This window comes from Microbacterium jejuense (genome assembly GCF_019511665.1).
In the GTDB taxonomy this organism is placed as follows: Bacteria; Actinomycetota; Actinomycetes; order Actinomycetales; family Microbacteriaceae; genus Microbacterium; species Microbacterium jejuense_A.
Genome location: NZ_JAEUAW010000015.1, coordinates 1 through 26636, shown reverse-complemented (window position 1 = coordinate 26636; position 26636 = coordinate 1). Strand labels below are relative to the sequence as shown.

Below are 26636 nucleotides of genomic sequence, written 5' to 3'. Positions count from 1 at the left end.
CAGGGCGTTTCACGTCTGTTGTCCACAGGCGGCGGGATGCGGCATCCCTCCATCCGCCCCGTGCGGCACACTTCACGCATGGGTTCGCCGTTCCTGTATTTCGTCGACGACCGGCTGTCTCAGGCCGAGCTCACCGCCGCCTGCCTCGACGGACACCTCGTCGAGCTCGGCGACGCGTACATGCCGGCCGACGCCGTCGAGACCGCGGCGCTCCGCGCGGGCGCGCTCTCACGGCTGCTCGGCGAGACGCTGGCGGCCACGCATCTCACCGCGGCGTGGATCCATGGCGGACTGCTGCACCCGCCCGCGCGTCACACCGTGCAGCGCGCGGTGCCGCGCCGCCTTCACCTCATGCCCGACCGCCACGTCGTGTACCGCGACTCAGCGGTGCCCGCCGACGACCTCGAACTGGTGGGCGGCGTGCGGGTGACCACGCCCGCGCGGACGCTCGTCGATCTGGCGAGGACCACGGATGCCGCTCACGCACGCGCCGCCGGCCTGCTGGCGCGTGCCCACCCCGCCGCGATCGCGCCGGCGATCGCTCGGCTGGAGCACGGCAGGCTCCCCCACAAGAACGTCGCGCTCGGCGTGCTGCGGTCGATCGACGCGGAGATCGCGCGCGTCAGGACGACGTGACGCGGTACACGTCGTAGACGGCGTCGATGCGGCGTACGGCGTTCAGGACGCGGTCGAGGTGGACGATGTCGCCCATCTCGAACACGAAGCGGCTGAGCGCGAGGCGGTCGTTCGTCGTCGACACCGTCGCCGAGAGGATGTTGACGTGATGCTCGCTGAGCACACGGGTCACGTCGCTCAGCAGACCGGAGCGGTCGAGGGCCTCGACCTGGATCTGGACGAGGAAGACGCTCTTGGTCGTGGGCGCCCACTCGACGTCGATCAGGCGCTCGGGGTCCTCCATGAGCGACTTCACGTTCGTGCAGTCGGCGCGGTGGACAGAGACGCCGCTGCCGCGCGTCACGAAGCCCAGGATCTGGTCACCGGGCACCGGCGTGCAGCACTTCGCGAGCTTCACGAGGATGTCGGGAGCACCGCGCACGAGGATGCCCGAGTCGCCGCCGCGCGGGGCGCGAGAGCGCCCGACCGGCGGAAGGTCGATCGGACCGGTGGCCGTGTCGTTCGCGGCGACCAGCGCGGTGACCTTCTCGATGACCGACTGCGTCGAGACGTGGCCCTCGCCGACCGCGGCATAGAGTGCCGACACGTCCTCGTACCGCAGCTGGTGCGCCACCTCTGAGAACGAGTCCTGGCTCATGAGCCGCTGCAGGGGCAGGTTCTGGCGCCGCATCGCGCGGGCGATGGACTCCTTGCCCTGCTCGATGGCCTCTTCGCGCCGTTCCTTCGTGAACCAGCCGCGGATCTTGTTCCGGGCTCGCGTGCTCTTGACGAAGCCCAGCCAGTCCTGCGAGGGACCTGCGTCGGGGTTCTTCGAGGTGAACACCTCGACCACGTCGCCGCTCTTGAGCTCGGACTCCAGCGGCACGAGGCGTCCGTTGACCTTCGCGCCCATGGTGCGGTGGCCCACCTCGGTATGCACCGCGTAAGCGAAGTCCACGGGTGTCGCCCCCGCGGGCAGACCGATCACCCGGCCCTTCGGCGTGAAGACGTAGACCTCTTTCGCCCCGATCTCGAAGCGCAGGGAGTCGAGGAACTCGCCGGGGTCGGCGGTCTCGGCCTGCCAGTCCGAGATGTGCGCGAGCCACGCCATGTCGGTGTCGACGGCCTTGGAGTCCGACTTGCCGCCGTTCATGCGCTCTTTGTACTTCCAGTGCGCCGCGACGCCGTACTCGGCCTGCTGATGCATCTCGTGCGTGCGGATCTGGATCTCGACCGTGCGCCCGCCGGGGCCGATCACTGTCGTGTGCAGCGACTGGTACAGGTTGAACTTCGGCGTGGCGATGTAGTCCTTGAATCTGCCGGGCAGCGGCGTCCAGCGCGCGTGGATCGCGCCGAGCACCGCGTAGCAGTCACGCACGCTGCCGACGAGGATGCGGATGCCGATGAGGTCGTAGATGTCGTCGAACTCGCGGCCGCGCACGACCATCTTCTGGTACACGGAGTACAGCTGCTTGGGGCGGCCCATGACGCGGCCGCGGATGCGCAGTTCGCGCAGATCGCTGTCGACGGCGTCGATGACGTTCTGCACGTACTGCTCGCGCTGCGGGGTGCGCTGCTTGACGAGGCTGTCGATCTCGGCGTACAGCTTCGGCTGCAGCACGGCGAACGAGAGGTCTTCGAGTTCGGACTTGATCGCCTGGATGCCGAGCCGGTGCGCGAGCGGGGCGTAGATCTCAAGGGTCTCGGTGGCCTTCTTGCGCGTCTTCTCAGGCGGCACGAAGCCCCACGTCCGCGCGTTGTGCAGACGGTCTGCGAGCTTGATGAGCAGCACCCGGATGTCGCGCGACATCGCCACGATCATCTTGCGGACGGTCTCGGCCTGCGCGCTCTCGCCGTACTTGACCTTGTCGAGCTTGGTGACGCCGTCGACGAGCATCGCGACCTCGTCGCCGAACTCGGCGGTCAGCGTGTCGAGCGAGTAGTCGGTGTCTTCCACCGTGTCGTGCAGCAGGGCCGCCGCGATCGCGCGGGGTCCGAGGCCGAGATCGGCGAGGATCTGCGCGACGGCGAGCGGATGCGTGATGTACGGCTCGCCGCTCTGCCGGGCCTGACCGGAATGCGCGCGCTCGGCGACCGAGTACGCGCGCTCGATGATCGAGAGGTCGCCCTTCGGATGATGCGTGCGAACCGTGCGCAGCAGCTGCTCGACGTCGTCCCGGCGGGCCGAGCGCGAGAAGATGCGCGGCACCAGGCGGCGCAGCGACGACGATTGGGCGGGCGGGATGGTCTCGGTCACGCGATCGCCTCCCCTCCGCCGAATCCCACAATCCTACGCCCGCGACCGAGGGCGATCGGCCGCGCGCGACCGGGCCGGCGTCGTGCCGGCCCGGTCGTCGCGTCAGACCGGAGTGCCTGCGAGGGCGCGCGCGTCGGTGACGCGCTGGTCGCGCGCCTTGATGGCCGGCTCGTTCTCGCGAAGCAGCGAGTACAGCGGCGAGGCGACGAACAGCGTCGAGTACGCGGCGACGATGGTGCCGACGAAGATCGACAGCGACAGGTCGGTGAGCGTCTGCGCGCCGACCCAGATCAGGCCGATGAACAGGATCGCGCCCGTCGGCAGGATCGCGACCACCGTCGTGTTGATCGAGCGCACGAGCGTCTGGTTGACCGCGAGGTTCACGGACTCGCCGAACGTGCGCCCCGACACCTCGCCGTCCTCGCTCGTGTTCTCTCTGATCTTGTCGAACACGACCGTCGTGTCGTACAGGGCGTACGACAGGATCGTCAGGAAGCCGATGACGGCGGCGGGCGAGATCTCGAAGCCGAACAGCGCGTAGACGCCGATCGTGATCACGAGCACGTCGACCAGGCCGATGATCGCCGAGACCGACATCTTCCACGTGCGGAAGTACAGCGCGAGGATCAGGAAGGTCAGCGCGAGGAAGATCGCGAGACCCCACAGCGACTGGCGTGTGACATCGGCTCCCCAGCTGGGACCGATGAACGAGGCGCTGACCTCGCTCTCGGGCACGTCGTACGCCTCGGCGAGGGCGGCGGTCACCTGGCGGCTCTCGCTGTCTTCGAGCTGGTCGGTCTGAACGCGGACGCTGTCCTCGCCGACGGTCGTGACCTTGGTGGTGGCGTCGGGGACGACCGAGTGCACGGCCTCGGTGGCGATCAGCTGGTCGACCGGCGTTGCCACGCCGCTCACCGTGAACTGCGATCCGCCGGTGAACTCGATGGAGAACTGGATCGGGCGGAACAGCGGCACGAGGGCCGAGGCGACCACGAGGATCGCGGCGATGAGGAACCACAGACGCCGGCGGCCGACGAAGGGGAACGACGTCTTGCCGGAGTAGAGGTCGTTGCCGAGCTGGCTCATGGAGCGCATCAGTCGTCTCCCTCCTTGAGAGTCGTGACGGGTTTACCGCTCTCGGCGGCCGTCTGCTCCGCCTGCTTGCGCTCGGCGATGGTCTGCCGGCGTGCGGCCTCGCCGCGCGACTTGGCATTTCGGCGTCCAGCGGTGCCCGTGGTGAGCACCGGGTCGCGGAACTGGGCGCGACCGCGGTACACGGCGCCGAGCGCGGTCGGGTCGAGACCCGACAGCGGATGCCCCGAGCCGAAGAACTTCGTCCGTGCGAGCAGCTGCAGCACCGGGTGGGTGAACAGGATGAAGATCAGGACGTCGATCGCGGTCGTGAGCCCCAGGGTGAAGGCGAAGCCCTTGACCGTGGCATCCGCGAGGATGTAGAGCACGACGGCGGCGAGGATGTTGATCGACTTCGAGATGTAGATCGTGCGCTTGGCGCGACCCCAGCCGTCCTCGACCGCCGCGGTGATCGACTTGCCGTCGCGCAGCTCGTCTCGGATCCTCTCGAAGTAGACGATGAACGAGTCGGCGGTGAAGCCGATCGTCACGATCAGACCCGCGACACCGGCCAGCGACAGGCGGAAGCCCATGCGCCACGCCAGGATGCACAGCGTGAGGTAGGTCAGCACCGCCATCACGGCGAGCGAGGCGATGATGATGAAGCCCAGCGCGCGGTAGACGATCAGCGAGTACACGGCCACGAGCGCCAGACCGATGAGGCCCGCGATGAGGCCGATCGCCAGCTGCTGCGAGCCGAGCGTCGCCGAGATCGAGTCCGAGCTCACGACGGTGAAGCTCAGCGGGAGCGCACCGTACTTGAGCTGGTCGGCCAGGACCTTCGCGCTCTCCTGCGTGAAGCTGCCGGTGATGCTCGGCTTGCCGTCCGTGATGACGCCGTTCATCGACGGCGCCGACAGCACGTAGCCGTCGAGGACGAACGCGAACTGGTTCAGCGGAGCGGTCGCGCCGTACAGGCGCTGGCTGATCTCACCGAACGTCTGGGTGCCCTCGGCGTCGAACTGGAGGTTGACGGCCCACTGGTTGTTGGTGGTCTGCAGGCCGAAGGTCGCGTCATCGATCGACGAGCCGTCGAGCTCGACAGGACCGAGGATGTACTTGACCGTGCCGTCGGCGTCGCACGTGATGAGCGGCTCGTCCTTGGGCGCGTTCGCCGGGTCGTTCGCCGGATCCGAGCAGTCGTAGGCCAGGTACTCGGCCTGCAGCGCCGGCGTGATCCAGGCCGTGTCGCTGCCGTTGGTGGGCGACGCGGTCGGCGTCGCCTGCAGCGAGGGATCGGGCGTCGGGTACGGCGTCTCGTTGCCGTCGTCGCCGACGAACGTGTTCGCGGGGGCGCCGGTGTACAGGACCGCGCGCAGCTGCAGCTGCGCGGACGCCTCGATGCGGTTGCGCGTCTCTTCGTCGGCCTGGCCCGGGATCTGGACCACGATCTGGTTGCCGGCCTGCGTGGTGACGTCGGCCTCGCCGACGCCCGAGGCGTCGACACGCTGGCGGATGATGGTGACCGCCTGCTGCATCTGCTCGGTCGACGGGTCGGCGCCGTCCTCGGTCTGGGCCTCGAGGACGATCTGCGTGCCGCCCTGCAGGTCGAGCGCGAGGGACGGGACCCACGAGCTCTTGCCGAACACGTAGACGCCGAGCGCGTTGATGCCGACGAGGATCGCCACGATGGCGAGAAGGCCGGTCAGCGCGCGCCACGCATGCCGGACGGGAGTGGATGTCGCCACGTCTTCGCTTTCTGGAGGTGCCCGAACGGGCGAACGGTCAGACCTTAGTCCTGTGCCTTGGCGCCGGGCGTGGAGTCGCCCTTGTCGGCGTCCTTATCCTTCGCCGCGGCGGCATCGTCGCTGATCGAGCTGATGTCGCCGTTGGCGACGCCCTCGGCGTACTCGGCGTGGCTCTCTTCGGCCTCGAGGTACTCGTCCTCGGTGACCGCGCCGGCGCCGGGCGTCACGACGCGCAGGATGGCCTGGCTGTGGACCTTGATCTCCACGCCGGGGGCCAGCTCCACGATGGCGGGCTGGTCGAGGTTGTCGGCGTCGTACGACACGATCGTGCCGTAGAGGCCGCCCTGCAGCAGCACCTCCGAGCCGGGCACGGTCTGCCGCGCCTTCTCCTCCTGCTCGGCCTTCTGCTTCTGCATACGGCGGCGTGAGCTCCAGAACATGAAGACGAGGAGCACGACCAGCAGGATGATGAGGCCGTAGTTGCTCAGGAAGGCAGCGAAGTCCATGGAGCCGGTGGCACCTTTCGGGTCAGGCACGCGCCGTGGCGGCGGTGCCTTGCAGGAGGAGGGTAGGCGAACGCCTGCAGCGATTATAGGTCATCGAATCCGAGCACCGATTCGACGCTCGCGACGCCGAGGTGCGCGTACGCCTCGGGCATGGCGATGCGGCCGCGCGGCGTGCGGCCCATGAAGCCGATGCGCACGAGGTACGGCTCGACGACGGACTCGATGGTGTCGGGCTCCTCGCCCACGGCCACCGCCAGCGTGCTGAGGCCCACCGGACCCCCGCGGAAGCGGCGGACGAGTGCATCCAGCACCGCGCGGTCGAGGCGGTCGAGCCCGATCGCATCGACGTCGTAGAGGTCGAGGGCGGCGTCCACCGTGGCGATGTCGGCTCCGGTGCGACCGTGGACGACGAGATAGTCGCGCACGCGGCGCAGCAGGCGATTGGCGATACGGGGCGTGCCACGCGAGCGACGGGCGATCTCGGCGCGCGCCGCCGGCGGCAGCGAGACGCCCAGCATGACCGCCGAGCGCTCGATGACCCTTTCCAGCTCTTCGGGTTCGTAGTACTCCAGATGCGCCGTGAACCCGAAGCGGTCGCGGAGCGGGTTGGGAAGCAGCCCCGAACGAGTCGTGGCGCCCACGAGCGTGAACGGCGCGAGGTCCAGCGGGATGCTGGTGGCGCCGGCGCCCTTGCCGACCATGATGTCGATGCGGAAGTCCTCCATCGCGAGATAGAGCATCTCTTCGGCCGATCGGGCCATCCGGTGCACCTCGTCGATGAACAGCACCTCCCCCGGGGTGAGGCTCGACAGGAGCGCCGCGAGGTCGCCCGCGTGCTGGATCGCCGGGCCGCTCGACAGCCGCAGCGGGCGGTTGCTCTCGTGCGCGACGATCATCGCCAGGGTGGTCTTGCCGAGCCCGGGCGGCCCCGACAGCAGGATGTGGTCGGCGGGCCGCTGCTGGATGCGCGCGGCATCGAGCAGCAGCTGCATCTGTCCGCGCACCTTCTGCTGACCCACGAACTCCGACAGCGAGGTCGGCCGCAGCGCCCCCTCGATGGCGAGCTCGGTCTCGTCGACGGGCTCGCTGTCGTCGCGGACGTCAACCACCGACGGTCTCCTTCCGTGCCGGGCCCAGCGCCGCCAGCGTCAGGCGCAGCAGCGCCGGCACGGATCCGCGGTCGGACTCGGAAGCCTCGGATGCCGTCGCCTCGACGGCCTCGGCCGCCGTGCGCTCGGACCAGCCGAGGCCGACCAGCGCCTGCACGACCTGGGCCGGCACCGCGGCGGAGGCGGCGGCATCCACTCCCCCCGAACCGGGGGCACGGGTCACCGCGATCTTGCCGGCGAGCTGCACCACGATGAGCTTCGCCGTCTTGGGGCCGATGCCCGACACGCGGCGGAACGGGGCGTCGTCGTCGGCGGCGACCGCATCGGCGATCTGGGGCACCGTGAGGGTCGCGAGCACGCCGAGCGCCGATTTGGGTCCGACGCCGGTGACCCCCAGCAGCTGGCCGAACACCGTCAGCTCTTCGCGGGTCTCGAAGCCGAACAGCGACAGGGCGTCCTCGCGGACGATCAGCGTCGTGTGAAGGAGGACGGTGTCGCCGAGGTGGGTCGTGCGTGCGACCTGCGGGGTCACCGCGACGTGGAGTCCGACTCCCCCGACCTCGACGACGACCGAATCCGCATCGACGTGCACGGCGGTGCCGCGGACTGAGGAGATCATGCTGCGAGCCTACGGTGCGGTTCGGACGTTTGTTCGACCGACACGCGTGTCAGCGACGCGCGAGGCGCTCCGCATCGGCCCACGCGCGCTGCGCGGGCGTGAGGGGCGACGACGAGCGCCCCATCGACGCCGGGGCGCCCCGCCATGCGTGGCACAGCGCCAGGGCGAGGGCATCAGCGGCGTCGGCCGGCTTCGGAAGCTCTTCGAGGCGAAGGACGCGGGCCACCATCGTCTGCACCTGGCGCTTGTCTGCGTTGCCGTACCCCGTGATCGCCGCCTTGACCTCCGACGGCGTGTGCGTCGCCGCGGGGATGCCGCGCTCACCCGCGATCAGCAGAGCGATGCCGCTCGCCTGGGCGGTGCCCATGACCGTCTGGCGGTTGTGCTGTGCGAACACGCGCTCGACGGCGACGACGTCGGGAGCGTGCGCCTCGAGCACGGCCCGCAGCCCTGCGGCGATGACCGCGAGGCGCTCCTCGATCGGCGCGTCGGCGTCCGAGCGCACGACGCCCACATGGACGAGCTGCGCGGACCGGTCGGCCGCGACGTCGACCACCCCGACGCCGCAGCGGGTCAGGCCGGGGTCGATTCCGAGGACGCGGAGGGACCCGCGCGAGCTGCCGGTGCGCACTCCCCCACGCTAGATGAGAGAAGCGGATGCCTCGGCCAGGCGCGCTGCGCCGGGCGGAGGCATCCGCTCCAAAGAGTTGTGCTCAGTCTTCGTCGGACTCGAGCTCGGCCTGCACCTCGGCGGTGAGGTCGAAGTTGCTGTAGACGTTCTGGACGTCGTCGCTGTCTTCGAGCGCGTCGATGAGGCGGAAGACCTTCCGCGCCGTGTCGGCGTCGACCTCGACCTTGAGGTTGGGGACGAACTCGACGTCGGCGGACTCGTACTCGATGCCGGCATCCTGCAGCGCCGAGCGCACCGCCACGAGGTCGGACGCCTCGGTGATGACCTCGAAGCCCTGTGCGTGCGGCTCGACCTCTTCGGCGCCGGCCTCGAGGACCGCCAGCATGACGTCGTCCTCGCTCGTGCCCTCGCCGCCGACGACGATGACGCCCTTGCGCGTGAAGTTGTAGGCGACGCTTCCCGGGTCGGCGAGCGTGCCGCCGTTGCGCGTCAGCGCCGTGCGCACCTCGGCGGCCGCACGGTTCTTGTTGTCGGTCAGACACTCGATCATGAGCGCGACGCCGTTGGGGCCGTACCCCTCGTACATGATGGAGGCGTACTCGACGGACTCGCCGCCGATGCCCGCGCCGCGCTTGATGGCGCGATCGATGTTGTCCTTGGGGACGGACGTCTTCTTCGCCTTGAGCACGGCGTCGAACAGCGTCGGGTTGCCCTGCAGGTCAGGCCCGCCGAGCTTTGCGGCGACCTCGATGTTCTTGATGAGCTTGGCCCACGACTTCGCACGGCGCGCGTCGATGACCGCCTTCTTGTGCTTGGTCGTTGCCCACTTGGAATGCCCGGACATGGTCCTCCTGAAATACGCTCGTCGGCGGAACGCGCGTGAACGCCTCGCCCGACGGACTAGTTTATCCCCCGGCTACAGGGCGAACTCGAAACCGAACCGCGACGACAGCAGTGCGACGAGGTCGCGCGGCACCTTCGTGAGGTACGCCGGGGCGGGCGCCAGCGTGTCGGGCGCACCGATGAACGGGAAGTACACCGGGCCCTCGGTGAGCGCCTCGACGCGGTCCCTCACGGCGACGATCTCGGATCCGACGCGACGCAGGCTCGGCAGAGTGATCGGCGCTGCGAGGCGCAGCGTGTCGCTGATCGGCATGCGCCAGTGCGGCAGGTCGTCGCCGCGCCGGTCGCGGGTCTCCTCGCCCAGCGGGCCGAGCACGCGCCCCCACGCCGCGATCCCCGGGACGGGAAGCGTGCGGTCCCACACGAACAGCGTGTCGCCGGGCTCGGTGTAGCCGACGAGCTCGTGCGACCACTCGAACCGGTGCTCGTCCCGCGCCTTGGGGGCCGAGAGCGCATCGCCGACGACGCCGCGCGACGGCGCGATCATCCAGTAGCGCTCCTCGGGGTGCTCGCGCCACCAGGCGTTGATCGTCATGGCTGAGAATCTACCCCGCAGCGTCGCGTGCACGGGTTCGGCTCACGCGCTCGCGCACGAGATCGAGCAGGAGCGCGTGGAAGCGTCGCTCCCCGGTCACCTCGGGGTGGAACGACGTGCCGAGCAAGGCGCCCTGGCGGACGGCCACGACGCGGCCGTCGTCGAGGGTCGCGAGCGCCTCTGCCCCGGGACCGACCTCCTCGACGAGCGGTGCGCGGATGAACGCCGCGTGGACCGGCGGGCCCCCCAGCGCCTCGACGTCGAGGTCGACCTCGAACGAGTCGACCTGGCTGCCGAACGCGTTGCGCCGCACCGTCACGGCGAGCCCGCCGAACGTCTGCTGCCCCGGCGCGCCGTCGGCGATGCGGTCGGCGAGCAGGATGAGGCCGGCGCACGTCCCGTAGACCGGCATCCCGTCGGCGATCGCCTCGCGGATCGGATGCCGCATCCCGAACGCGCGGGCGAGCTTGTCGATGACGCTCGACTCGCCGCCCGGGATCACGAGGCCGTCGACCGCGGCGAGCTCGTCGGGCCGCCGGACCGCCACGACGTCGGCGCCCAGGTCCGCGAGCACGCGGGCGTGCTCGCGGACGTCGCCCTGCAGCGCCAGGACGCCGACGCGCGGAGCCGTCACCAGCCGCGCTCGGCGAGCCGGTGCGGGGCGGGAAGGTCCGCGACGTTGATGCCGACCATCGCCTCGCCGAGCCCGCGCGACACGTCGGCGATCACCTTGGGGTCGTCGTAGAAGGTCGTCGCCTTGACGATCGCCGCCGCGCGCTCGGCCGGGTTCCCGGACTTGAAGATGCCCGACCCGACGAACACGCCGTCGGCGCCGAGCTGCATCATCATCGCCGCGTCCGCGGGCGTCGCGACGCCGCCGGCGACGAAGAGCACGACGGGCAGCTTGCCGGTCTCGGCGACCTCCGCCACGAGCTGGTAAGGCGCCTGCAGCTCCTTGGCGGCCACATAGAGCTCGTCCTTGCTCATGGAGCGCAGCGCGTTGATCTCGGCGTTGATCTTGCGGATGTGCTTGGTCGCCTCCGAGACGTCGCCGGTGCCGGCCTCGCCCTTCGAGCGGATCATGGCCGCGCCCTCGTTGATGCGGCGCAGCGCCTCGCCGAGGTTGGTGGCGCCGCACACGAACGGCACCGTGAAGTTCCACTTGTCGATGTGGTTGACGTAGTCCGCGGGTGAGAGCACCTCGGACTCGTCGATGTAGTCGACGCCGAGCTGCTGCAGCACCTGCGCCTCGACGAAGTGGCCGATGCGCGCCTTCGCCATCACGGGGATCGAGACGGCGTCGATGATGCCGTCGATCATGTCCGGGTCGCTCATGCGCGACACGCCGCCCTCGGCGCGGATGTCGGCGGGCACGCGCTCCAGCGCCATGACGGCGACGGCGCCGGCGTCCTCGGCGATCTTCGCCTGCTCGGGCGTGACGACGTCCATGATGACGCCGCCCTTGAGCATCTCGGCGAGGCCGCGCTTGACGCGGTCGGTTCCCGTGTCGGCAGTGGTCACTGGGGTTCTCCTTCGACGGGTCGCGCGTGCGGCGCGACGGATGAGGACAATGCGGATATTGACCTAGGCCAAAAGATAGCATGGTCTGCGTCCTACAATCGGCGGACCGGCGAACAGCAGGGACGGTGCCATGACCTCCGACATCCGCGGCCGATCCGCGACCGAGATCGCCGACAGCGTGCGGGCCCTCATCGAGCGCGCGCACCTGCGTCCCGGTGACGCCCTCCCCCCGGTGCGCTCGCTCGCGGACGAGCTCGGGGTGAACCGCAACACCGTGGTGGCCGCGTACCGGCAGCTGACGCAGGCGGGCGTCGTCGTCACGCGCGGTCGCGGCGGCACGCGCGTGGCCGACCTGTCCCCCGTCGCGCAGGAGGGTTTCGCACCCGACAGCGTGCTGCGCGACGTCGGCACGGGCAACCCCGACCCGAACCTCATCCCCGACATCTCGCCCGCGCTGGCGAGCATGGCCGGGCGGCCGGTCCTGTACGGCGAGCCGGTCATCGATCCCGGCCTGGAGCAGTGGGCCCGCGGCTGGATGGCCCGCGACCTCGACGCCGACGATCTGCGCCTCACGATCACGAGCGGCGCCGCCGACGCCGTCGAGCGTCTTCTCGCCCAGGCGCTGACGCGCGATGACGCCGTCGCGCTGGAGGACCCGTGCTTCCTCACGAGCATCCACACGGTCCGCATCGGCGGCTACCGCGCCGTCCCCGTGCCGGTGGACGACGAGGGCATGACCGTCGGAGGACTGCGCGCGGCCCTCGAGCAGGGCGTGCGCGCCGTCGTGCACACGCCCCGTGCGCAGAACCCGACGGGTGCCAGCCTGTCGGCGGAGCGCGCCGCGCAGCTGCGCGACGTCCTGCGCGACCACCCGTACGTCCTGGTGATCGAGGACGACCACTTCTCGATGCTCTCGCAGCAGCCCTTCCACTCGCTGATCTCGCCCGGGCACCGCCGCTGGGCGCTCGTGCGCTCGGTGTCGAAGTTCCTCGGGCCCGACATGTGCCTGGCGGTGACCGCATCCGATCGCGAGACGGCGGAGCGGCTCGCGATGCGCCTGACACCGGGCACCACATGGGTCAGTCACCTGCTGCAGCGGCTGACCCACGCGCTGGTGACGGATGCCGCCACCGCCGCATCGATCACACGTGCGGGCGCGCACTACGCGTCGCGCAACGCGGCGTTCGTGTCGCTGCTGCAGCAGCACGGGCTGGAAGCCGCCGCCGGCGACGGCCTCAACCTGTGGCTCCCGCTGCCCGTGGCCGCGCGCGCCGTCTCGGAGCAGCTCATGCGCCGCGGCTGGCTGGCGCGGGCCGGCGACGAGTTCGTGCTCGCCGGCGACGAGCCTTCGCAGCGCCTGCGGCTGACCGTCCACGACCTGGACGACGCGGATGCCGCACAGCTGGCCGCCGACCTCGCGGGCGCCGTGGCCGCCGCACGCGGCAGGGCCCTCGTGCGGGAAGTGGGATGATCGAGCGGTGAAGATCCTCTCGATCCAGTCGGCGGTCGCCTACGGCCACGTCGGCAACTCGGCAGCCGTGTTCCCGCTCCAGCGCATCGGCGTCGAGGTCATGCCGGTGTACACGGTCAACTTCTCCAACCACACCGGGTACGGCGCGTGGCGCGGTCCGATGATCAGCCCGGACGACGTGCGCGAGGTGATCCTCGGCATCGAGGAGCGCGGTGCGTTCCCCGGCATCGACGTTGTCCTGTCGGGCTACCAGGGCGGCGAGGGCATCGCCGACGTGATCCTCGACACGGTGGCCCGCGTGAAGGCCGCGAACCCCGACGCCGTCTACGCGTGCGACCCCGTGATGGGCAACGCCAAGTCGGGCTGCTTCGTCGCCCCCGCCATCCCGGTGCTGCTGCGCGACCGTGTCGTGCCGGCGGCCGACATCATCACGCCCAACCAGTTCGAGCTCGGCTTCCTCACCGAGACCGAGCCCGCCGACCTCGAGTCGACACTCGCCTCCGCCGACCTCGCTCGTGCGATGGGGCCGAGCACGGTCCTCGTCACCAGCGTCGAGCGCCCCGACCGCCCCGAAGGGACGATCGAGATGCTCGCGGTCACCGACGACGGCGCATGGATCGTCCAGACGCCGCACATTCCCATGAAGGCGAACGGCTCGGGCGATGTCACCGCCGCGCTGTTCACGGCCCACTACCGCCGCACCGGCGACGCAGCCGACGCGCTGGCCCGCACGACGTCGAGCGTCTTCGACCTGCTCGAGCGCACGCACGCCTCGGGCGAGCGCGAGCTTCAGCTCATCGAGTCGCAGGAGGCGTACGCCAACCCGCGTCTGCAGTTCGCCGTCGAGCAGGTGCGCTGACGGCTGTCGAGAAGGGGATGCCGCGGCCCGCGGCATCCCCTTCTCTGCTGTCGGGGCGCTCTCTCTGCGCTCAGGCGTTCCAGGCGTCCGCGACCGCGCGTCGCACGTCGCCCAGCAGCTGGGGCAGCGCCTTGGTCTTGGCGATGATCGGGAAGAAGTTCGCGTCGGAGGCCCACCGCGGCACGATGTGCTGATGCAGGTGCTCGTCGACGCCCGCACCCGCGACGTGGCCCTGGTTCATGCCGATGTTGAACCCGTCGCAGCGCGACACCTGACGCAGCACCCGCATCCCCTGCTGCGTGAGAGCGCCGATCTCGGCGACCTCTTCGTCGGTCGCCTGGTCGTACGTCGCGATGTGGCGGTACGGGCAGACCAGCAGGTGCCCCGAGTTGTACGGGAACAGGTTCAGCAGCGCGTACGCGGTGCGGCCGCGGAAGACGATGAGGCCGTCCTCGTCGGACTTGCGCGGCGCCTCGCAGAACGGGCAGTCCGTGCGCAGCACTTCGGGACCCGCCTGGATGTAGGCCATCCGGTGCGGGGTCCACAGCCGCTGGAACTCGTCCGGCACGCCCGGAAGGGTCGCGGCGTCGACGAGGGCCGGGTCGGCGGCATCCGTCTCCGCAGCGCCGCCGGGTCCGGCCTCGTCGTTCACGCGCCCTTCGACAGGCTCAGGGACCGTGACTTCGCGTTCGCGACTCCCCGCAAGCGGGTCGTCGTTCACGCGAAGTCCTCCGCCGTGTTGACGAGGGTATGGGTGGCGATCGCCTCGCGCACGCGGCGCACCGCATCGGCGATCGGCACGCCGTTCTCCTGCGAGCCGTCGCGGAACCGGAACGAGACGGTGCCCGCGGCCTGATCCTGCGCACCGGCGATGAGCTGCAGCGGCACCTTCTGGGTGGTGTGCGTGCGGATCTTCTTCTGCATGCGGTCGTCCGAGTGGTCGAGCTCGGCGCGGACGCCTTCGGCCTTCAACTGGTCGACGACCCCGCCGAGGTAGTCGGCGAACTCCTCCGCCACCGGGATCCCCACGACCTGGACCGGCGACAGCCACACCGGGAACGCACCCGCGTAGTGCTCCAGCAGGATCGCGAAGAACCGCTCGATCGACCCGAACAGTGCGCGGTGGATCATGATCGGGCGCTTCTTCTGGCCGTCGCGGTCCGTGTACTCCAGCTCGAAGCGCTCCGGCAGGTTCGGATCGACCTGCACGGTCGACAGCTGCCACGTGCGGCCGATCGCGTCACGGGTCTTGAGGTCGATCTTCGGCCCGTAGAACGCGGCCTCGCCCGGAACCTCGGTGAGCTTCAGACCACTGGCCAGGGCGACGTTGCGCAGCGCGTTCGTGGAGTACTCCCAGAACTCGTCCGACCCGATCCACTTGTCCTTCTCGTCGTCACGCATCGACAGCTCGAGCTCGAAGTCGTCGAGACCGAAGTCGCGCAGCATCGAGATGACGAACTCGAGCACGCGGGTCGCCTCGCCCTCGAGCTGCTCGGGGGTGACGAACAGGTGCGAGTCGTCCTGCGTGAAGCCGCGCACGCGGGTGAGGCCGTGCAGGGCGCCGGACAGCTCGTTGCGGTACACCGTGCCGTTCTCGGCCAGACGCATCGGCAGATCACGGTAGCTGCGCGCGCGCTCCTTGTAGATGAGGATGTGCATCGGGCAGTTCATGGGCTTCAGGTAGTAGTCCTGGCCCTGCTTGGTGATCTCGCCGTTCTCGTCCCGTTCCTCGTCCATCACGATGGGCGGGAACATGCCCTCCTTGTAGGTGACGAGGTGGTTCGAGGTGAGGAACAGGTCCTCCTTCGAGATGTGCGGCGTGTAGACGTAGGTGTAGCCGCCGGCGATGTGACGGCGACGTGCGTGCTGCTCCATCTCGCCCCGGACGATGCCGCCCTTCGGGTGCCACACCGACAGGCCCGAGCCGATCTCGTCGGGGAACGAGAACAGGTCCAGCTCCTTGCCGAGCTTGCGGTGGTCGCGCTTGGCCGCCTCCTCGAGGCGGGTCTGGTACGCGCGCAGCTCGTCCTTGGTCGGCCAGGCGGTGCCGTAGATGCGCTGCAGCTGCGGGTTCTTCTCGCTGCCGCGCCAGTACGCGCCCGCGACGCGCTGCAGGGCCCACCCGTTGCCGATCAGGCGGGTGTTGGGCAGGTGTGGTCCACGGCACAGGTCCTTCCACACGGTCTGGCCGTCGCGGTCGACGTTGTCGTAGATCGTCAGCTCGCCGGCGCCGACCTCGACGGAGGCGCCCTCGGTCTTCTCGGCGCCGCCGCCCTTGAGGCCGATCAGCTCGAGCTTGAACGGCTCGTCCACGAGCTCCGCCCGCGCCTCCTCGTCGGTGACGACGCGGCGGACGAAGCGCTGGCCCTCGCGGACGATGCGCTGCATCTCCTTGTCGATGGCCTTGAGGTCCTCGGGGGTGAAGGGATGCTCCACTCCGAAGTCGTAGTAGAAGCCGTCGGTGATCGGCGGGCCGATGCCGAGGTTCGCCTGCGGGTTGATGCGCTGGACGGCCTGCGCGAGCACGTGCGCCGTCGAGTGGCGCAGGATCGCCAGCCCGTCGGGGCTGTCGATGGTGACCGGCTCGACGGCATCCGTCTCGGTCACCACCGTCGCGAGGTCTTTCAGTTCGCCGTTCACCCTCAGTGCGACCACGGATCGGTCGGGGAACAGGGCGAAGCCGTCGGCGGGATAAGGCACAGCGTCAGTCACGGAAACTCTCCTGGGAATGGCTCGGATCAAGGCTACTCAGCTTCGGGCGCACGCCGCGCCCCGCCCGCTCAGGCGCCGAGCGTTCGCGTGTCGGCCTTGTATGCCGCCGAGTCCATCGACCAGACGAGTTCCACGCGACGATTCTACCCAGTGACCGGGGCGTACTCGGCGTAGCCTGGGGCGATGCGACGCGACCGCCTCGACTCCACGGCCATCGCATCGGCCGGCTACGACGCCGGCACGGCCGTGCTCGAGCTGGAGTTCACGTCCGGCGAGGTCTATCGGTACTTCGCGGTGCCGCCGTCGATCCACCGCGGGCTGCTCGCGGCCGAGAGCGCGGGACGCTTCTTTCGCGAGCGCATCCGCGACGTGTACCCCGACGAGCACGTGCGCTGATGGCGAGCAACAAAAAAACCCCCGGTGAACCGAGGGTTTCTTGCGTGCGCGATACTGGGATCGAACCAGTGACCTCTTCCGTGTCAGGGAAGCGCGCTACCGCTGCGCCAATCGCGCCTAAAGAGGCTGTTCAGTTGTCGGCGAGGTGGCGACGGGATTCGAACCCGTGTAAACGGCTTTGCAGGCCGGTGCCTAGCCGCTCGGCCACGCCACCGCGTGTGGTTTGACCCCACGTGCCGTGATCCCTGGAGGGGATCCCTGCACTTGAGCGGATGACGAGACTCGAACTCGCGACCCTCACCTTGGCAAGGTGATGCGCTACCAACTGCGCTACATCCGCATTTCGTTCCCTTCGCTCTCGCGCCGGGCACTTGTAAGACTTTAGCCGATGCTCGGCCGCATGCAAAACCAGATGCAGCCCGCGCGTGTCACACCGTTGTGGTTCGAGGCACCCCTCGGCATCCGGTACTATCGTTACTCGTCCCCCTCGGGGGCGCGGGCGATTGGCGCAGTTGGTAGCGCGCTTCCTTCACACGGAAGAGGTCATCAGTTCGAGTCTGGTATCGCCCACCACAAGAAAGGCCCGGTTATCCGGGCCTTTCGCATTTCCACCGACGCGCTCGCCGCGCCGCCGTGGGGCAAACGTGGGGCATGCCGCCCCATGCATGCGAAAGAGGGCCCCTCGCCACTACGGCGAGGGGCCCTCTTTCGTTGCGTCGGCGCCGGCTACTTCACCGCTCGCAATCCGCCGGCCGCCGGCGCCGTGGGTGCCAGCTGCGGCGGCCGCAGCGCGTGCGCGACGTCGTCGTGAGTGGCCGGCTGGAAGTGGGCGTAGATCTCCGTCGTCGTGATGCTCGCATGCCCGAGCAGCTCGGCGATGCGGCCGAGCGGGACACCGTCCTGAGCTAGCCAGCTCGCGTACGTGTGGCGGAGATCATGCAGCGATGCGCCCAGGTCCTCGAGGCCGGCCGCCTTCACCGCCGGCGCGAACACCCGCTGCGTGAAGTTGCGGTCGTCCCGCACTCCCCCACGAGCTGCAGGGAAGGCGAGCCCTGACAGGCACCGCCGAGAGTGACGGTGAGGCAGCCCACACGGCTTCGGCGGATCCGGGACATCCAGGTAGTCGACCACCCACTGCAGCAGCGGCACCTGCCGCGACCGCCGGCCCTTCGGGTACGGCTTGATCTCGATGCCATCCGTCACGTCGACGACCGTCACGACGCCGCGCTCGAGGTTCAGGTTGTGCACGTGCAGACCCGCGAGCTCGCCCCACCGCACACCGGTCCCGACAAGGAAGTCGAGCACGGCGCGATCGGCGCGGTTCGACACCTGGTCAGCGATCGCCGCGTACTGCTCGCGCGTGAGGAACACCGGCGTTGGCTCAGGGTTCGGCGGCAGCTTGATACGGACCGCCGGGTTGGCGACGATCACCTCGGCATCCACCGCGGCGGTCAGGCTCGACACGAACGGCCCGAGCACTCGCCGTGCCGTCGACGGCTTGCGATACTTCGGCTCGTCATCGGTGCCGAGGTTCTCGGTCACCAGCCCCACAGCCCACGCCTGCACATCCTGCCGGCGGATCTCAGCGAGGGGCACGTCACGCCAGCGCGGCATCACGTGGTTGCGGATCATCGACTCCTCGCTCGCCGACGTCTGTGGCTCGATCGCACGCGACGGCCACCAGATGTCGTGCCACTCCCCCCACGTCGTCAGCCCGACACGAGGGTCACGCCACCCAGGCCGTTTGACCTTGGCCTCAGCCTCGATCGCCGCGTCCTTCGCCGCCTTCTTGTGCGCGAACGTGCCGGCAGAACGGCGCTCGCCGCTGGGCAAATAGTAGAGCCCGCGGTACCGGCCGGAGGGCAGCTTCTCAGTCCAGGCCATGACCGCCTCCCTCCACCGGGGTCAGGGCTCGGGGTTGGTGGCCTCCGCGACGACGGCCACGATCGAGAGCCCAAGTGCCGCGCAGATCGCGTCGAGCTGCCCGAGCTTGATCTCGCGTTCGGCTCTCAGCAGCTTCGAGATCTGCGACTGCGAGACGCCGGATCGACGCGCGAGCTCGGTCTGCGTAACGAACAGCTCGTCGCACGCGTCGACGAGGATGCGTGCGACCGCACGACTCAGGGCCCCCACGTCCGTCACGGTGCGACCGTAGCGACGCCGCGGCCGGCCGGGCGACGTTGCCGCGTTCTAGTTCATTTGGGGTAGAACCCTTGCTTAAACCACGGCCCGAGATGAGACTGCTCTCATCTGTGAACGCTTTCCCAGACTCCCCATCGACCCCAGAACGAGTGAGCATCCCCCGCATGACCAGCCACATCATCTGTTCCCAAGAGTGCGACGTACCCTGCGCCCTGCAGGCGATCGGTCGCATCTGCCCGCCCCTCGCCGTCGCGCGGGCGGAGCTGCGGAAGCTCATCGCGTCCCCCGCCGACGCCGCTCAGCCTCGATCCGCCGCGTGATCCGCGCATCGAACTCCTCGGCGGTGTAGCCGAGGATGCTGACCGAACGCATGAAGGTCTGGTACGGGATCGGGGTGTCGCCTCGGAGGTAGCCGGCGAACGCGTCGTACTTCGTGCCGAGGCGTGCCGAGTGTTCGGCGACAAAGGCCTTTGCGCCTCCCGGCAGGCCTCGAACGTCGTCTCGGAGCTGCGCAACCGCGGCCTCGGTCCACTCGTCGTCGGTGATGTTCATGCTGGCGATCATACGGTTCATGTGGTCATCCATCCTGCTCGTTTGGTGATCCAGAGCATTCTTTTGTCCGCTTGATACTTGCGTTTGGAGAATCGTCCAACTAGCTTGGGCGCATGACCAATCGCGCCTCTCACGCTCTCCCGGAGCCGGCTGACTTCGCAGAGGTCGCGCTGGCGAAGCTGTACCCGCGCGGTCCGGTCCCCTGGGCATGGCTCGAGCGTGAGACCGGCGTCGACGCCGAGACGCTCAAGAGCCAACTGGAACGCCCTGCCCTGCTGCGCCTCGAAACTGCGCGCCGCATCGCAACGGCCCTCGACCTCAGCGTGTGGGGCACAACCCCCGCGGCGGTGGTCTGATGCTTCGCCGTCTCACCGTCGCCGAGGTTGCCGACGCGACACGCCGGCACCCCGTCACCGTCCGCCGCGCCCTTGAGGGCCGCGAGCTCCACGGCACCCAGGCAACCAAGGGCGGCCGCTGGACTGTCCGCGAGGACTGCGCCGAGGCATGGGCCGACGGCGAGAAGTGCGCACACCAGGCCGGCAACGTCGTCCAGTTCGGCGCTCCCCGCAAGGTCGCGGGAGGTGCGCGATGAATGACCGCATCCCCGACGACTTCGACACGCGGTACGCGATCGACGGCGTGCAGCGCGCGATCGACCGCGGCCGCGACCCCTACCAGGGGATCGAGTCGGCCCAGAGCATGATCGCCTACGTCGTCTCGACGGGCGGCACCCTCGCCGCGGCACGCAGCTACGCGATCGAGGCAGCGCTGCACCGTGACCGCAAGCTCACGCCCGCGGAGTTGGACGTCAAGCGTGGCGCCCGCCTGCAGCACTACCCCACCAGTTCGACGTCGGCCCCCACTGACGTCGCCGCGGCCGCGGAACCCCAGACCACGGCCGCACAGTCCGGGGCGCCTGAGGCGCTTCCCTCCGCCGCTACCCCCAAGGCGGGCGCCCCGGACCTTCTCACTGCAGGTGCAGCATGACCGGGCAGTACGCCGGCATCCTCGCCGTGCTCGCTCTCGTGTTCGCGACGATCGCCATCGTCCTCGCACTCGCCGCGATGACGACCCTCGCGCGCGCCGCACGGGCGCCCCGTCGCAACACACACCGCCTCGGTGCCCTAGTGCTGCAGGACGTCATCGACCAGCAGGTCGCCAACGCGCACACGACCACGCACCGCCCGCCGACGCACATCTTCTCCGGCTCCGCCGACGAGGGCGAGCGGTGACCGCCGTGGTGGAGCTCGCGCAGACCCGCAAGCTCATCCCCCGCTGGATCGGGCACGGCGACCTCACCATCGTCGTCGACGGCGCCGTGTACGCCCGCGCCGACCAGGTCGAGCAGCTCGCCGGCATCCGCCCCTGGTCCGGCGGCGAGACGCTCCTCGGCGACACGTGGGCGCGCGAGATCGACGGGCAGGCGTACTACGACCTTGACGACGCGATCGCGCGCTGCGAGGCCGCCGGCACCGCTCAGGCCACCGAGTTCCTCGACTGGCTGCGCACCACCATCGAGCAGCTGCTCACCGACGAGGTCCTCGACCTCGCGCACCGCGCACCCGCGTTCATCGGCTCGTACCCGGTCGCGCTCGCCGCACGCATCCTCTCGGACGACCCGGCCATCACGATCGGGCAGCACGGCCTGTTCGCTCACCTCGAGCACATCGGCTGGATCGAACGCGCCGGCACCGACTGGGCGATGACGAACCTTGCCCGCCGCAACGGCTGGCTCACCGTCCGCGACGTCACCATCCCCGCCGCGAACCGCGCCCACCGACGCACCTACCCGCAGTTGCACGTCACCCCTGACGGCCTCCACCACCTCGCGAGGACGCTCCACGCACTGCACCCCGACCGGGCGCCCGAGCGGCCCCCACACCCGCAGCTCTTCGACTAGGAGCCCACAATGCGACCCGACACCCGACACCCCGACAACCCCACCGCGAAGGACTGGGGCATCGGCTTCCTCGCCGTCCTGTTCGTCGTCATCATCGCGCCCGCGCTCGCCGAGGGCCTCACCTGGCTGGTGCACCCGTGACCGCCGCAGTGAAGCTCTGCGAGCTCGTGCCCGGCGACCAGGTGCTCGACCTCGTCGCCGCCGGCACCGTCGAGAACGTCGAGCAACTGCGCCACAACGACGGCCGCATGTCCGATGCGATCCGCGTCGACTTCGCCGACGGCACGAGCCTCGCCGGCCCCTCCGCTTGGACGGTCATCACGATGCGAGAGGCGGTCGACGCATGACCTGCCCCGCCGACCACAAGCACGACCACACCTGCTACATCCAGCACGGATGCCGTGACGACGCCTGCAAGGCCTACCGCCGCGACTACCAGTACTGGTACCGCCACATGGTCGCCGCAGGACGTCAGGACGTCCTGCGCTCCATCATCGACGCTCGTGGCGCTCGCCGCCGCCTGCAGGCGCTCACCGCAATCGGTTGGTCACAGCGCGCACTCGCACACCGGCTCGGCGTCAGCCACGACCAGGTGCACGTGTGGCTGTATGCCGACCGCGTCACGTTCGCCACCCACGAGGCCGTCGCAACCCTCTACGACACGCTCTCCGACCGCGAGCCGCCACAGACCAACCGTGCCGAGAAGCGCCAAGCCTCGTACGCCCGCACCGTCGCACGGCGGAACGACTGGGCACGCCCCATCGACTGGGACGACATCGACCTCGACGACGCCCCGCAAACGGGCGAGCCGGTCGACGTCGACGAGGTCGCCGTGCAGCTCGTCGTCGACGAAGGCACATATGTCCCCCTCACCCGCGCCGAGCGACACATCGCCGTCACCGCCCTCAACGGGCGCCGCTACAACGACCAGGAGATCGCCCACATGCTCCGCGTCTCCGACCGGACCATCCAGCGCGACCGCGAGTACCTCGGCCTGCCCGCCCACCCTGAGCCCTACGAGGAGCGTTTCGCAGCATGACCGCCACAACACCCGGCCCTCGCTGGTACGTGCGCCCCGAGGCGGTGCCGATCCGTTTCGGTGAGGCACGCCGCAGCGCGATCGTCTGGGCCGTCTACCGGTACAACGCGCGCAACGCCAAGGGTGAGCCCATCCTGCACGCCGGCAACCGCACCCGGTTCCCCAGCCTCGGCGCCGCTTTCCGGTGGGCGCGCAACGAGGCCCGCCGCACGTACTGGAGCCGCACCCGATGAGCATCCACCACCTCGAACAAGCCGCCGAGATAGACCTCCACGCCACCACCAAGCTCGTGCTCATGGCGCTCTGCGACGACGCCTCCAAGGAGACGCGCGTCGCACACCCCGGCATGCAGAAGATGCTCACCTGGTCGGGCGCGAAGGAACGCCGCGTGCAGCAGATCGTCGACGAGCTCATCGGCCGTGGCCTCGTCGCCCGCACCGCGTTCGCGTTCCCCGGCCGCCGCGCCGAATTCCTCGTCTTCCCGACCCCCGCCGAGTACTCGCAGCTCGACGAGATCGACCCCCGCCTCAACGCCGGCCACCCTGTGGATAACCCTTCAGAAATGGGTGCAGTGGGTTGCGGTCGGCCGAACGCCGGCCTCGAGAATGGGTGCAATCTCCACGCGAATGGGTGCAACCCAGATTGCACCCCTCCCGTAAGCACCCCCCTGACTATTACTGGTCAGGTCCCAGAAGTACCTACAGACGCGAACGCGCTCGCCGCGGGGACCGGACCCAAGCCCACACCCGCCACCGTCTCAGCGACCTACGGCCACCCCCTGCACCACGCCGACGTGTTCGCCTCGGTCGGCACCTGGCTCCCGTCGACGTTCGACGACGCGCAGCTCGACGCCCTCGCCGACGAGATCATCGCCGCCGCCCGTCCGGCCCGCGTGTTCGACCCGACGGCGTACGTCATCCAGACGATCCGCAACACCGTCCGCACCGACGAGCGACGCCGCGGCCGCTGGCTGATCCGCGCCGACGAGATCGCACTCGAGCACGCCGAGCTCACGCAGAGAGGAGCCCGGTTCTGATGACCACCACGCCCACCGCCCTCGAGGTCTCTGGTCACTCGCACCCCGAGCCCGACCTGTGGATCCTGTCGTTCAGCTGGCCAACCAACCCGATCCCCGCGAACGGCCCCCAGGGCAACTGGCGGTACCGGCACCGCGCCGTCGCCGCCGCGAAGGACCTCGCCCTCAAATTGACGATCGCCGCCCGCATTCCGGAGATGGCGAAGTGCGAGGCGCTGCTCACCCAGTGGTACGCACTCAACCGCCGGCGCGACGTCGACAATCTCGCCCGCCTCGAAAAGCCCCTGTTCGACGCCCTCGTCGTTGCCGGCGTCGTCCGCGACGACACCCCCGACCTCATGGTCAAGCCGCGCGCCGAGATCCGTCACGTCAACGACAGCGACGGCCTCGTCACCAAGCCCGGCTTCACCCTCCACGTCCGCCGGCTGGCCGAGGTCGAGGAGTTCGAGCTGTGACCGGGCTACTCAGCCTTCGGCTGCCCCTCGAGCGCCGAGGTGAGGATCTTCAGGCCGTACGCGATCGAGTTCACCGCATCCGCCAGCTCCCAGAGTGTCTGGTCCCGGGACGCCGCGCTCTTCACCGCCTCGAGGCTCACTCGCTCAGCGTGAAAGAAGCTCTCGCGGGCCGCCTGGAACGCCTCGGCGGTGTCCATCGTCTCGGTGTCGTCAGCATTCGCCATGCCGCGCAGTCTACGGCCACCGCGCCCCTCCATGAGGGGGCTGCTCGATGACCGTGCGCTCGCCGAAAGTGACCGACGAGCAGTTGCTCGCGTTCGAACGCGACCGCGGGAAGCACACCACCCGCAAGGAGGCCGACATCCCGGCCGCACTCGGCATCACCCCCGCCCGCTACTACCAGCTCCTCGGCCGCCTCATCTGGACCGAGGACGCACTCCGCATCGACCCGATGCTCACCAACCGTCTCCGCCGGCAGTCGATGAACCGCCAGACGGAGCACCAGCAGCGCGCCGGCCGCGGCCGCTGACACCCAGGAGAGGAAGACCCGACATGACCACCAACGCCCCCGAGCTCACGCTCATGCAGATCGACCCGCGAACACTCGGCGTACGCGACCAGGCGCGCGCCGACGCCACCCCCGACGACGAGCTCGTCGCGTCGGTGAAGCGGCACGGCATCATGCAGCCCCCGACCGTCATGCTCGACGCCGACATCGACGGGTACGTCATCCTCGTCGGGCACCGCCGCGTCGGCGCCGCGATCGCCGCCGGCCTCGACGAGATCACCGTCATCGTCCGGGCCGGCGACGACACCGACGAGGTCCTCAAGCTCGAGCAGCAGATCGTCGAGAACGAACGCCGCAAGGCCCTCAGCGCCCGCGAGCTCGCCCAGGGCTACAGGAAGCTCGAGCTGTTCGGGAAGACGCCAGCCGACATCGCCCGCGAGCTCGGCGAGAAGCCCGACCGCGTCCGCGCCGGCCTCAAGATCACCGCCTCGGCCGCGGCCGCCAAGCTCGTCGACGAGGACCCGTCGATCGACTTCGAACAGGCCGCGATCATCGCCGAGTTCGAGGACCACCCGAACCTGCAGCAGAAGCTCATCGAGACCGCCACCACCAACCCGGCCAACTTCAAGCGCGACGTCGAGACCCAGCGCACGCAGCGCGAGGTCGACAGCCGCATCGCCACCCTCAAGGCGCAGCTCGACGCCGAAGGCATCGCGCTCGCCGAGGTCATCACCTACGACAGCGAATGGTGGCGCGGCAAAGACAACGCCGGCCGCACCCTCGACCGTCTCGGCATCCGCGTCGAAGAGCACATCGAGTGCCCCGGCCACGCCGCCATCATCCACAAGGCGCAGGCGTACTACCTCGCCACGCAGCCCAACGACTGGATCCTCTACGTCTGCACCGACTGGCAGGGCAACGGCCACGACAGCACGGCAGCTCGACCCGAGCGGACGCCCGAGGAGATCGAAGAGGACCTCAGAATCGAAGCCGAACGCGCGCGTGAGCGTCAGGCATGGCGCGAGGCGGAGCAGCTGCGCGAAGCGAACACCCGGGCACGCCGCGAGTGGCTCCACGGCTACCTCACCACCGGACGCCTCCGCCCCACCGCTGCTCACTTCGACCTCATGGCCGCCGCGCTCGGCGCCCAGATCAGCTGGGGCGACTGGATCCCCGCCGGCATCGCCATGCAGATCCTCACCGGCAGCGACGATCACAGCCAGTACGGCGTCGAAGCCGAAGACGCGCTCGCCGCCCTCATCGCAGAACCGTCGGTGCCCAGTCTCCGCATCCTCGTCGCCGCCGCGATCGCCACGTTCGAGAACGGCATCACGCTCGCCGGGGCCGTGAAGTACTTCGACTTCCTCCGGGAGGTCGGCTACGAGCTCACCGACACCGACCGAGAGCACCTGGCCACCGCAACGGAGCGCGCCGCCGCCGCGAACGACGACAACGGCGACGCCGACGAGGACGGAGGCGACGAGTGAGCGCCAGGACGGCGGCACCGCGGCCGCGTCCCCTCGTCGCCCGCCCGCGCATCGGCGACGTCGTGCAGGTCGGCCGCGTCCGCTGGATCATCCAGAACCTGCGCGGCGAGCACGTCGAGCTCGAAGCATCCAACGTCACCCCGCGCGTCTGGTGGACCACCACCCTCGCCGCGCTGCCGACCGAGAGCTGACCCATGACAGTCCAACTCCCCGCCGGCACCCAGCACGGCACCCCCGAGGGCTACGCCGCCGGATGCCGGCGGGAGAAGGACTGCCCCGCCACCCGCGACCACGGCATGTGCTGCCTCTACGCGCACGTCCGCTCCATCACCGACATCCGGTACCACCAGGCCCGCGCCCGCGACGCCCGCCCCGCCGCGATCGCACGCCGGCTCGGCATCACCCCACCCGAATCGACCGTCATCGCCCGCCAGGCCGACGTCGACGAGCAGTTCGCCGGCCGTCCAGACAACTACCGCTGGAAGCCGCGCCACCCGCGCACCACCCCAACCCCGACACCCACACCCAAGGAGCTGTCTCTTATAAACATCTGACGCGTCCGGA

36 protein-coding genes and 4 tRNA genes are annotated in these 26636 nt (G+C 69.6%); 20 read left to right on the top strand and 20 right to left on the bottom strand.

Annotation, left to right across the window (positions count from 1 at the left end; genetic code table 11):
* The first annotated feature begins 78 nt into the window (after positions 1 to 78).
* Positions 79 to 636, top strand: coding sequence for a type IV toxin-antitoxin system AbiEi family antitoxin (locus JNB62_RS16010; RefSeq protein WP_220301900.1), 558 nt, complete (start codon positions 79 to 81; stop codon positions 634 to 636).
* On the opposite strand, the gene JNB62_RS16005 is transcribed toward JNB62_RS16010, so the two are convergent.
* From JNB62_RS16005 to pdxS, 11 genes are all read right to left on the bottom strand, one after another.
* The gene (locus JNB62_RS16005; RefSeq protein WP_220301899.1) at positions 623 to 2872 is read right to left on the bottom strand and encodes a RelA/SpoT family protein; all 2250 of its coding nucleotides are present in this window, start codon (positions 2870 to 2872) and stop codon (positions 623 to 625) included. The two genes, JNB62_RS16010 and JNB62_RS16005, sit on opposite strands and share 14 nt — an antisense overlap.
* Positions 2873 to 2974: 102 nt before the next feature.
* Complete coding sequence (gene secF, locus JNB62_RS16000) at positions 2975 to 3967, bottom strand: protein translocase subunit SecF (RefSeq protein ID WP_220301898.1); 993 nt, start codon at positions 3965 to 3967, stop codon at positions 2975 to 2977.
* On the bottom strand, positions 3967 to 5691 hold the full coding sequence (gene secD, locus JNB62_RS15995) for a protein translocase subunit SecD (RefSeq protein WP_220301897.1): 1725 nt from the start codon (positions 5689 to 5691) through the stop codon (positions 3967 to 3969). Before secD ends, secF begins: the two co-directional genes overlap by 1 nt.
* Positions 5692 to 5735: 44 nt before the next feature.
* Positions 5736 to 6197 carry a preprotein translocase subunit YajC gene (locus JNB62_RS15990; protein WP_220301896.1) on the bottom strand — a complete coding sequence of 154 codons (462 nt, stop codon included), beginning with the start codon at positions 6195 to 6197 and terminating at the stop codon, positions 5736 to 5738.
* Between the two features lie 83 nt (positions 6198 to 6280).
* Positions 6281 to 7306 (bottom strand): Holliday junction branch migration DNA helicase RuvB, encoded by a 1026-nt coding sequence (gene ruvB, locus JNB62_RS15985; RefSeq protein ID WP_220301895.1) that lies wholly within the window; start codon positions 7304 to 7306, stop codon positions 6281 to 6283.
* Complete coding sequence (gene ruvA / locus JNB62_RS15980) at positions 7299 to 7925, bottom strand: Holliday junction branch migration protein RuvA (RefSeq protein ID WP_220301894.1); 627 nt, start codon at positions 7923 to 7925, stop codon at positions 7299 to 7301. Before ruvA ends, ruvB begins: the two co-directional genes overlap by 8 nt.
* Before the next feature lie 49 nt (positions 7926 to 7974).
* Entirely contained in the window at positions 7975 to 8556 is a 582-nt protein-coding gene (gene ruvC, locus JNB62_RS15975) for a crossover junction endodeoxyribonuclease RuvC (protein WP_220301893.1), read from the bottom strand.
* 82 nt (positions 8557 to 8638) lie between these two features.
* A complete protein-coding gene (locus JNB62_RS15970; RefSeq protein WP_220301892.1) occupies positions 8639 to 9400 on the bottom strand; it encodes a YebC/PmpR family DNA-binding transcriptional regulator in 762 nt (253 codons plus the stop codon).
* Between the two features lie 72 nt (positions 9401 to 9472).
* Positions 9473 to 9994 carry a hypothetical protein gene (locus JNB62_RS15965; protein ID WP_220301891.1) on the bottom strand — a complete coding sequence of 174 codons (522 nt, stop codon included), beginning with the start codon at positions 9992 to 9994 and terminating at the stop codon, positions 9473 to 9475.
* Between the two features lie 10 nt (positions 9995 to 10004).
* Positions 10005 to 10628: a pyridoxal 5'-phosphate synthase glutaminase subunit PdxT gene (gene pdxT, locus JNB62_RS15960; RefSeq protein ID WP_374451092.1), complete on the bottom strand. Its 624-nt coding sequence runs from the start codon at positions 10626 to 10628 to the stop codon at positions 10005 to 10007.
* Positions 10625 to 11515, bottom strand: a complete 891-nt coding sequence (gene pdxS, locus JNB62_RS15955; protein ID WP_220301890.1) for a pyridoxal 5'-phosphate synthase lyase subunit PdxS — start codon at positions 11513 to 11515, stop codon at positions 10625 to 10627. The genes pdxT and pdxS overlap by 4 nt, the downstream gene beginning before the upstream one ends.
* 130 nt (positions 11516 to 11645) lie before the next feature.
* Here pdxS and JNB62_RS15950 point away from each other — a divergent pair, with 130 nt between their 5' ends.
* Entirely contained in the window at positions 11646 to 12986 is a 1341-nt protein-coding gene (locus tag JNB62_RS15950) for an aminotransferase class I/II-fold pyridoxal phosphate-dependent enzyme (RefSeq protein WP_220301889.1), read from the top strand.
* Positions 12987 to 12993: 7 nt separating this feature from the next.
* Positions 12994 to 13845: a pyridoxal kinase PdxY gene (gene pdxY / locus JNB62_RS15945; RefSeq protein WP_220301888.1), complete on the top strand. Its 852-nt coding sequence runs from the start codon at positions 12994 to 12996 to the stop codon at positions 13843 to 13845.
* A gap of 70 nt (positions 13846 to 13915) precedes the next feature.
* On the opposite strand, the gene JNB62_RS15940 is transcribed toward pdxY, so the two are convergent.
* Positions 13916 to 14497, bottom strand: a complete 582-nt coding sequence (locus JNB62_RS15940; protein WP_220301887.1) for an HIT family protein — start codon at positions 14495 to 14497, stop codon at positions 13916 to 13918.
* Positions 14498 to 14562: 65 nt separating this feature from the next.
* Positions 14563 to 16557 (bottom strand): threonine--tRNA ligase, encoded by a 1995-nt coding sequence (gene thrS, locus JNB62_RS15935; RefSeq protein ID WP_308291829.1) that lies wholly within the window; start codon positions 16555 to 16557, stop codon positions 14563 to 14565.
* Positions 16558 to 16740: 183 nt separating this feature from the next.
* On the opposite strand from thrS, the gene JNB62_RS15930 reads away from it, so the two are divergent.
* Positions 16741 to 16953, top strand: a complete 213-nt coding sequence (locus JNB62_RS15930) for a KTSC domain-containing protein (RefSeq protein ID WP_220301886.1) — start codon at positions 16741 to 16743, stop codon at positions 16951 to 16953.
* 45 nt (positions 16954 to 16998) lie between these two features.
* On the opposite strand, the gene JNB62_RS15925 is transcribed toward JNB62_RS15930, so the two are convergent.
* The 3 genes from JNB62_RS15925 to JNB62_RS15915 all read right to left on the bottom strand — a co-directional run bounded on the left by JNB62_RS15925 (position 16999) and on the right by JNB62_RS15915 (position 17293).
* Positions 16999 to 17070, bottom strand: a tRNA-Val gene (locus JNB62_RS15925).
* Positions 17071 to 17096: 26 nt separating this feature from the next.
* Positions 17097 to 17167, bottom strand: a tRNA-Cys gene (locus JNB62_RS15920).
* Between the two features lie 53 nt (positions 17168 to 17220).
* Positions 17221 to 17293: transfer RNA gene (locus tag JNB62_RS15915), tRNA-Gly, on the bottom strand.
* A 157-nt stretch (positions 17294 to 17450) separates the two neighbouring features.
* Between JNB62_RS15915 and JNB62_RS15910 the strand changes: the two genes are divergently transcribed.
* Positions 17451 to 17526, top strand: a tRNA-Val gene (locus JNB62_RS15910).
* A gap of 153 nt (positions 17527 to 17679) precedes the next feature.
* Here JNB62_RS15910 and JNB62_RS15905 read toward each other — a convergent pair.
* The 3 genes from JNB62_RS15905 to JNB62_RS15895 form a co-directional block, all read right to left on the bottom strand.
* Positions 17680 to 18837, bottom strand: coding sequence for a tyrosine-type recombinase/integrase (locus JNB62_RS15905; protein ID WP_220301885.1), 1158 nt, complete (start codon positions 18835 to 18837; stop codon positions 17680 to 17682).
* 21 nt (positions 18838 to 18858) lie between these two features.
* A complete protein-coding gene (locus JNB62_RS15900; RefSeq protein WP_220301884.1) occupies positions 18859 to 19095 on the bottom strand; it encodes a helix-turn-helix domain-containing protein in 237 nt (78 codons plus the stop codon).
* 273 nt (positions 19096 to 19368) lie between these two features.
* Positions 19369 to 19668, bottom strand: coding sequence for a hypothetical protein (locus tag JNB62_RS15895; protein WP_220301883.1), 300 nt, complete (start codon positions 19666 to 19668; stop codon positions 19369 to 19371).
* Between the two features lie 92 nt (positions 19669 to 19760).
* On the opposite strand from JNB62_RS15895, the gene JNB62_RS15890 reads away from it, so the two are divergent.
* From JNB62_RS15890 to JNB62_RS15845, 11 genes are read left to right on the top strand one after another with little or no spacing between them, the layout of a single operon-like run.
* Positions 19761 to 20003 (top strand): hypothetical protein, encoded by a 243-nt coding sequence (locus JNB62_RS15890; protein ID WP_220301882.1) that lies wholly within the window; start codon positions 19761 to 19763, stop codon positions 20001 to 20003.
* On the top strand, positions 20003 to 20239 hold the full coding sequence (locus tag JNB62_RS15885) for a helix-turn-helix domain-containing protein (RefSeq protein ID WP_220301881.1): 237 nt from the start codon (positions 20003 to 20005) through the stop codon (positions 20237 to 20239). Before JNB62_RS15890 ends, JNB62_RS15885 begins: the two co-directional genes overlap by 1 nt.
* A complete protein-coding gene (locus JNB62_RS15880; protein ID WP_220301880.1) occupies positions 20236 to 20634 on the top strand; it encodes a hypothetical protein in 399 nt (132 codons plus the stop codon). The genes JNB62_RS15885 and JNB62_RS15880 overlap by 4 nt, the downstream gene beginning before the upstream one ends.
* Entirely contained in the window at positions 20631 to 20879 is a 249-nt protein-coding gene (locus JNB62_RS15875; RefSeq protein ID WP_220301879.1) for a hypothetical protein, read from the top strand. The genes JNB62_RS15880 and JNB62_RS15875 overlap by 4 nt, the downstream gene beginning before the upstream one ends.
* A complete protein-coding gene (locus tag JNB62_RS19635; RefSeq protein WP_220301878.1) occupies positions 20876 to 21547 on the top strand; it encodes a phage antirepressor KilAC domain-containing protein in 672 nt (223 codons plus the stop codon). Before JNB62_RS15875 ends, JNB62_RS19635 begins: the two co-directional genes overlap by 4 nt.
* A gap of 9 nt (positions 21548 to 21556) precedes the next feature.
* Positions 21557 to 21688, top strand: coding sequence for a hypothetical protein (locus JNB62_RS19460; protein ID WP_262985929.1), 132 nt, complete (start codon positions 21557 to 21559; stop codon positions 21686 to 21688).
* Entirely contained in the window at positions 21685 to 21894 is a 210-nt protein-coding gene (locus JNB62_RS15865) for a hypothetical protein (protein WP_220301877.1), read from the top strand. The genes JNB62_RS19460 and JNB62_RS15865 overlap by 4 nt, the downstream gene beginning before the upstream one ends.
* The gene (locus tag JNB62_RS15860) at positions 21891 to 22586 is read left to right on the top strand and encodes a hypothetical protein (RefSeq protein ID WP_220301876.1); all 696 of its coding nucleotides are present in this window, start codon (positions 21891 to 21893) and stop codon (positions 22584 to 22586) included. Before JNB62_RS15865 ends, JNB62_RS15860 begins: the two co-directional genes overlap by 4 nt.
* Positions 22583 to 22819, top strand: coding sequence for a hypothetical protein (locus JNB62_RS15855; RefSeq protein WP_220301875.1), 237 nt, complete (start codon positions 22583 to 22585; stop codon positions 22817 to 22819). The genes JNB62_RS15860 and JNB62_RS15855 overlap by 4 nt, the downstream gene beginning before the upstream one ends.
* Positions 22816 to 23622 carry a helix-turn-helix domain-containing protein gene (locus JNB62_RS15850; RefSeq protein ID WP_220301874.1) on the top strand — a complete coding sequence of 269 codons (807 nt, stop codon included), beginning with the start codon at positions 22816 to 22818 and terminating at the stop codon, positions 23620 to 23622. Before JNB62_RS15855 ends, JNB62_RS15850 begins: the two co-directional genes overlap by 4 nt.
* Positions 23622 to 24077 carry a hypothetical protein gene (locus JNB62_RS15845; RefSeq protein ID WP_220301873.1) on the top strand — a complete coding sequence of 152 codons (456 nt, stop codon included), beginning with the start codon at positions 23622 to 23624 and terminating at the stop codon, positions 24075 to 24077. The genes JNB62_RS15850 and JNB62_RS15845 overlap by 1 nt, the downstream gene beginning before the upstream one ends.
* A 5-nt stretch (positions 24078 to 24082) precedes the next feature.
* Here the strand turns inward: JNB62_RS15845 and JNB62_RS15840 are convergent, their stop codons facing one another.
* Entirely contained in the window at positions 24083 to 24301 is a 219-nt protein-coding gene (locus JNB62_RS15840; protein WP_220301872.1) for a hypothetical protein, read from the bottom strand.
* Between the two features lie 47 nt (positions 24302 to 24348).
* On the opposite strand from JNB62_RS15840, the gene JNB62_RS15835 reads away from it, so the two are divergent.
* From JNB62_RS15835 to JNB62_RS15820, 4 genes are read left to right on the top strand one after another with little or no spacing between them, the layout of a single operon-like run.
* Complete coding sequence (locus tag JNB62_RS15835; RefSeq protein WP_220301871.1) at positions 24349 to 24606, top strand: DUF3263 domain-containing protein; 258 nt, start codon at positions 24349 to 24351, stop codon at positions 24604 to 24606.
* A gap of 23 nt (positions 24607 to 24629) precedes the next feature.
* Positions 24630 to 26072 (top strand): ParB/RepB/Spo0J family partition protein, encoded by a 1443-nt coding sequence (locus JNB62_RS15830; protein WP_220301870.1) that lies wholly within the window; start codon positions 24630 to 24632, stop codon positions 26070 to 26072.
* Positions 26069 to 26263 (top strand): hypothetical protein, encoded by a 195-nt coding sequence (locus JNB62_RS15825; RefSeq protein WP_220301869.1) that lies wholly within the window; start codon positions 26069 to 26071, stop codon positions 26261 to 26263. The genes JNB62_RS15830 and JNB62_RS15825 overlap by 4 nt, the downstream gene beginning before the upstream one ends.
* A 3-nt stretch (positions 26264 to 26266) precedes the next feature.
* Positions 26267 to 26626 (top strand): hypothetical protein, encoded by a 360-nt coding sequence (locus JNB62_RS15820; protein WP_220301868.1) that lies wholly within the window; start codon positions 26267 to 26269, stop codon positions 26624 to 26626.
* Positions 26627 to 26636: the final 10 nt, after the last annotated feature.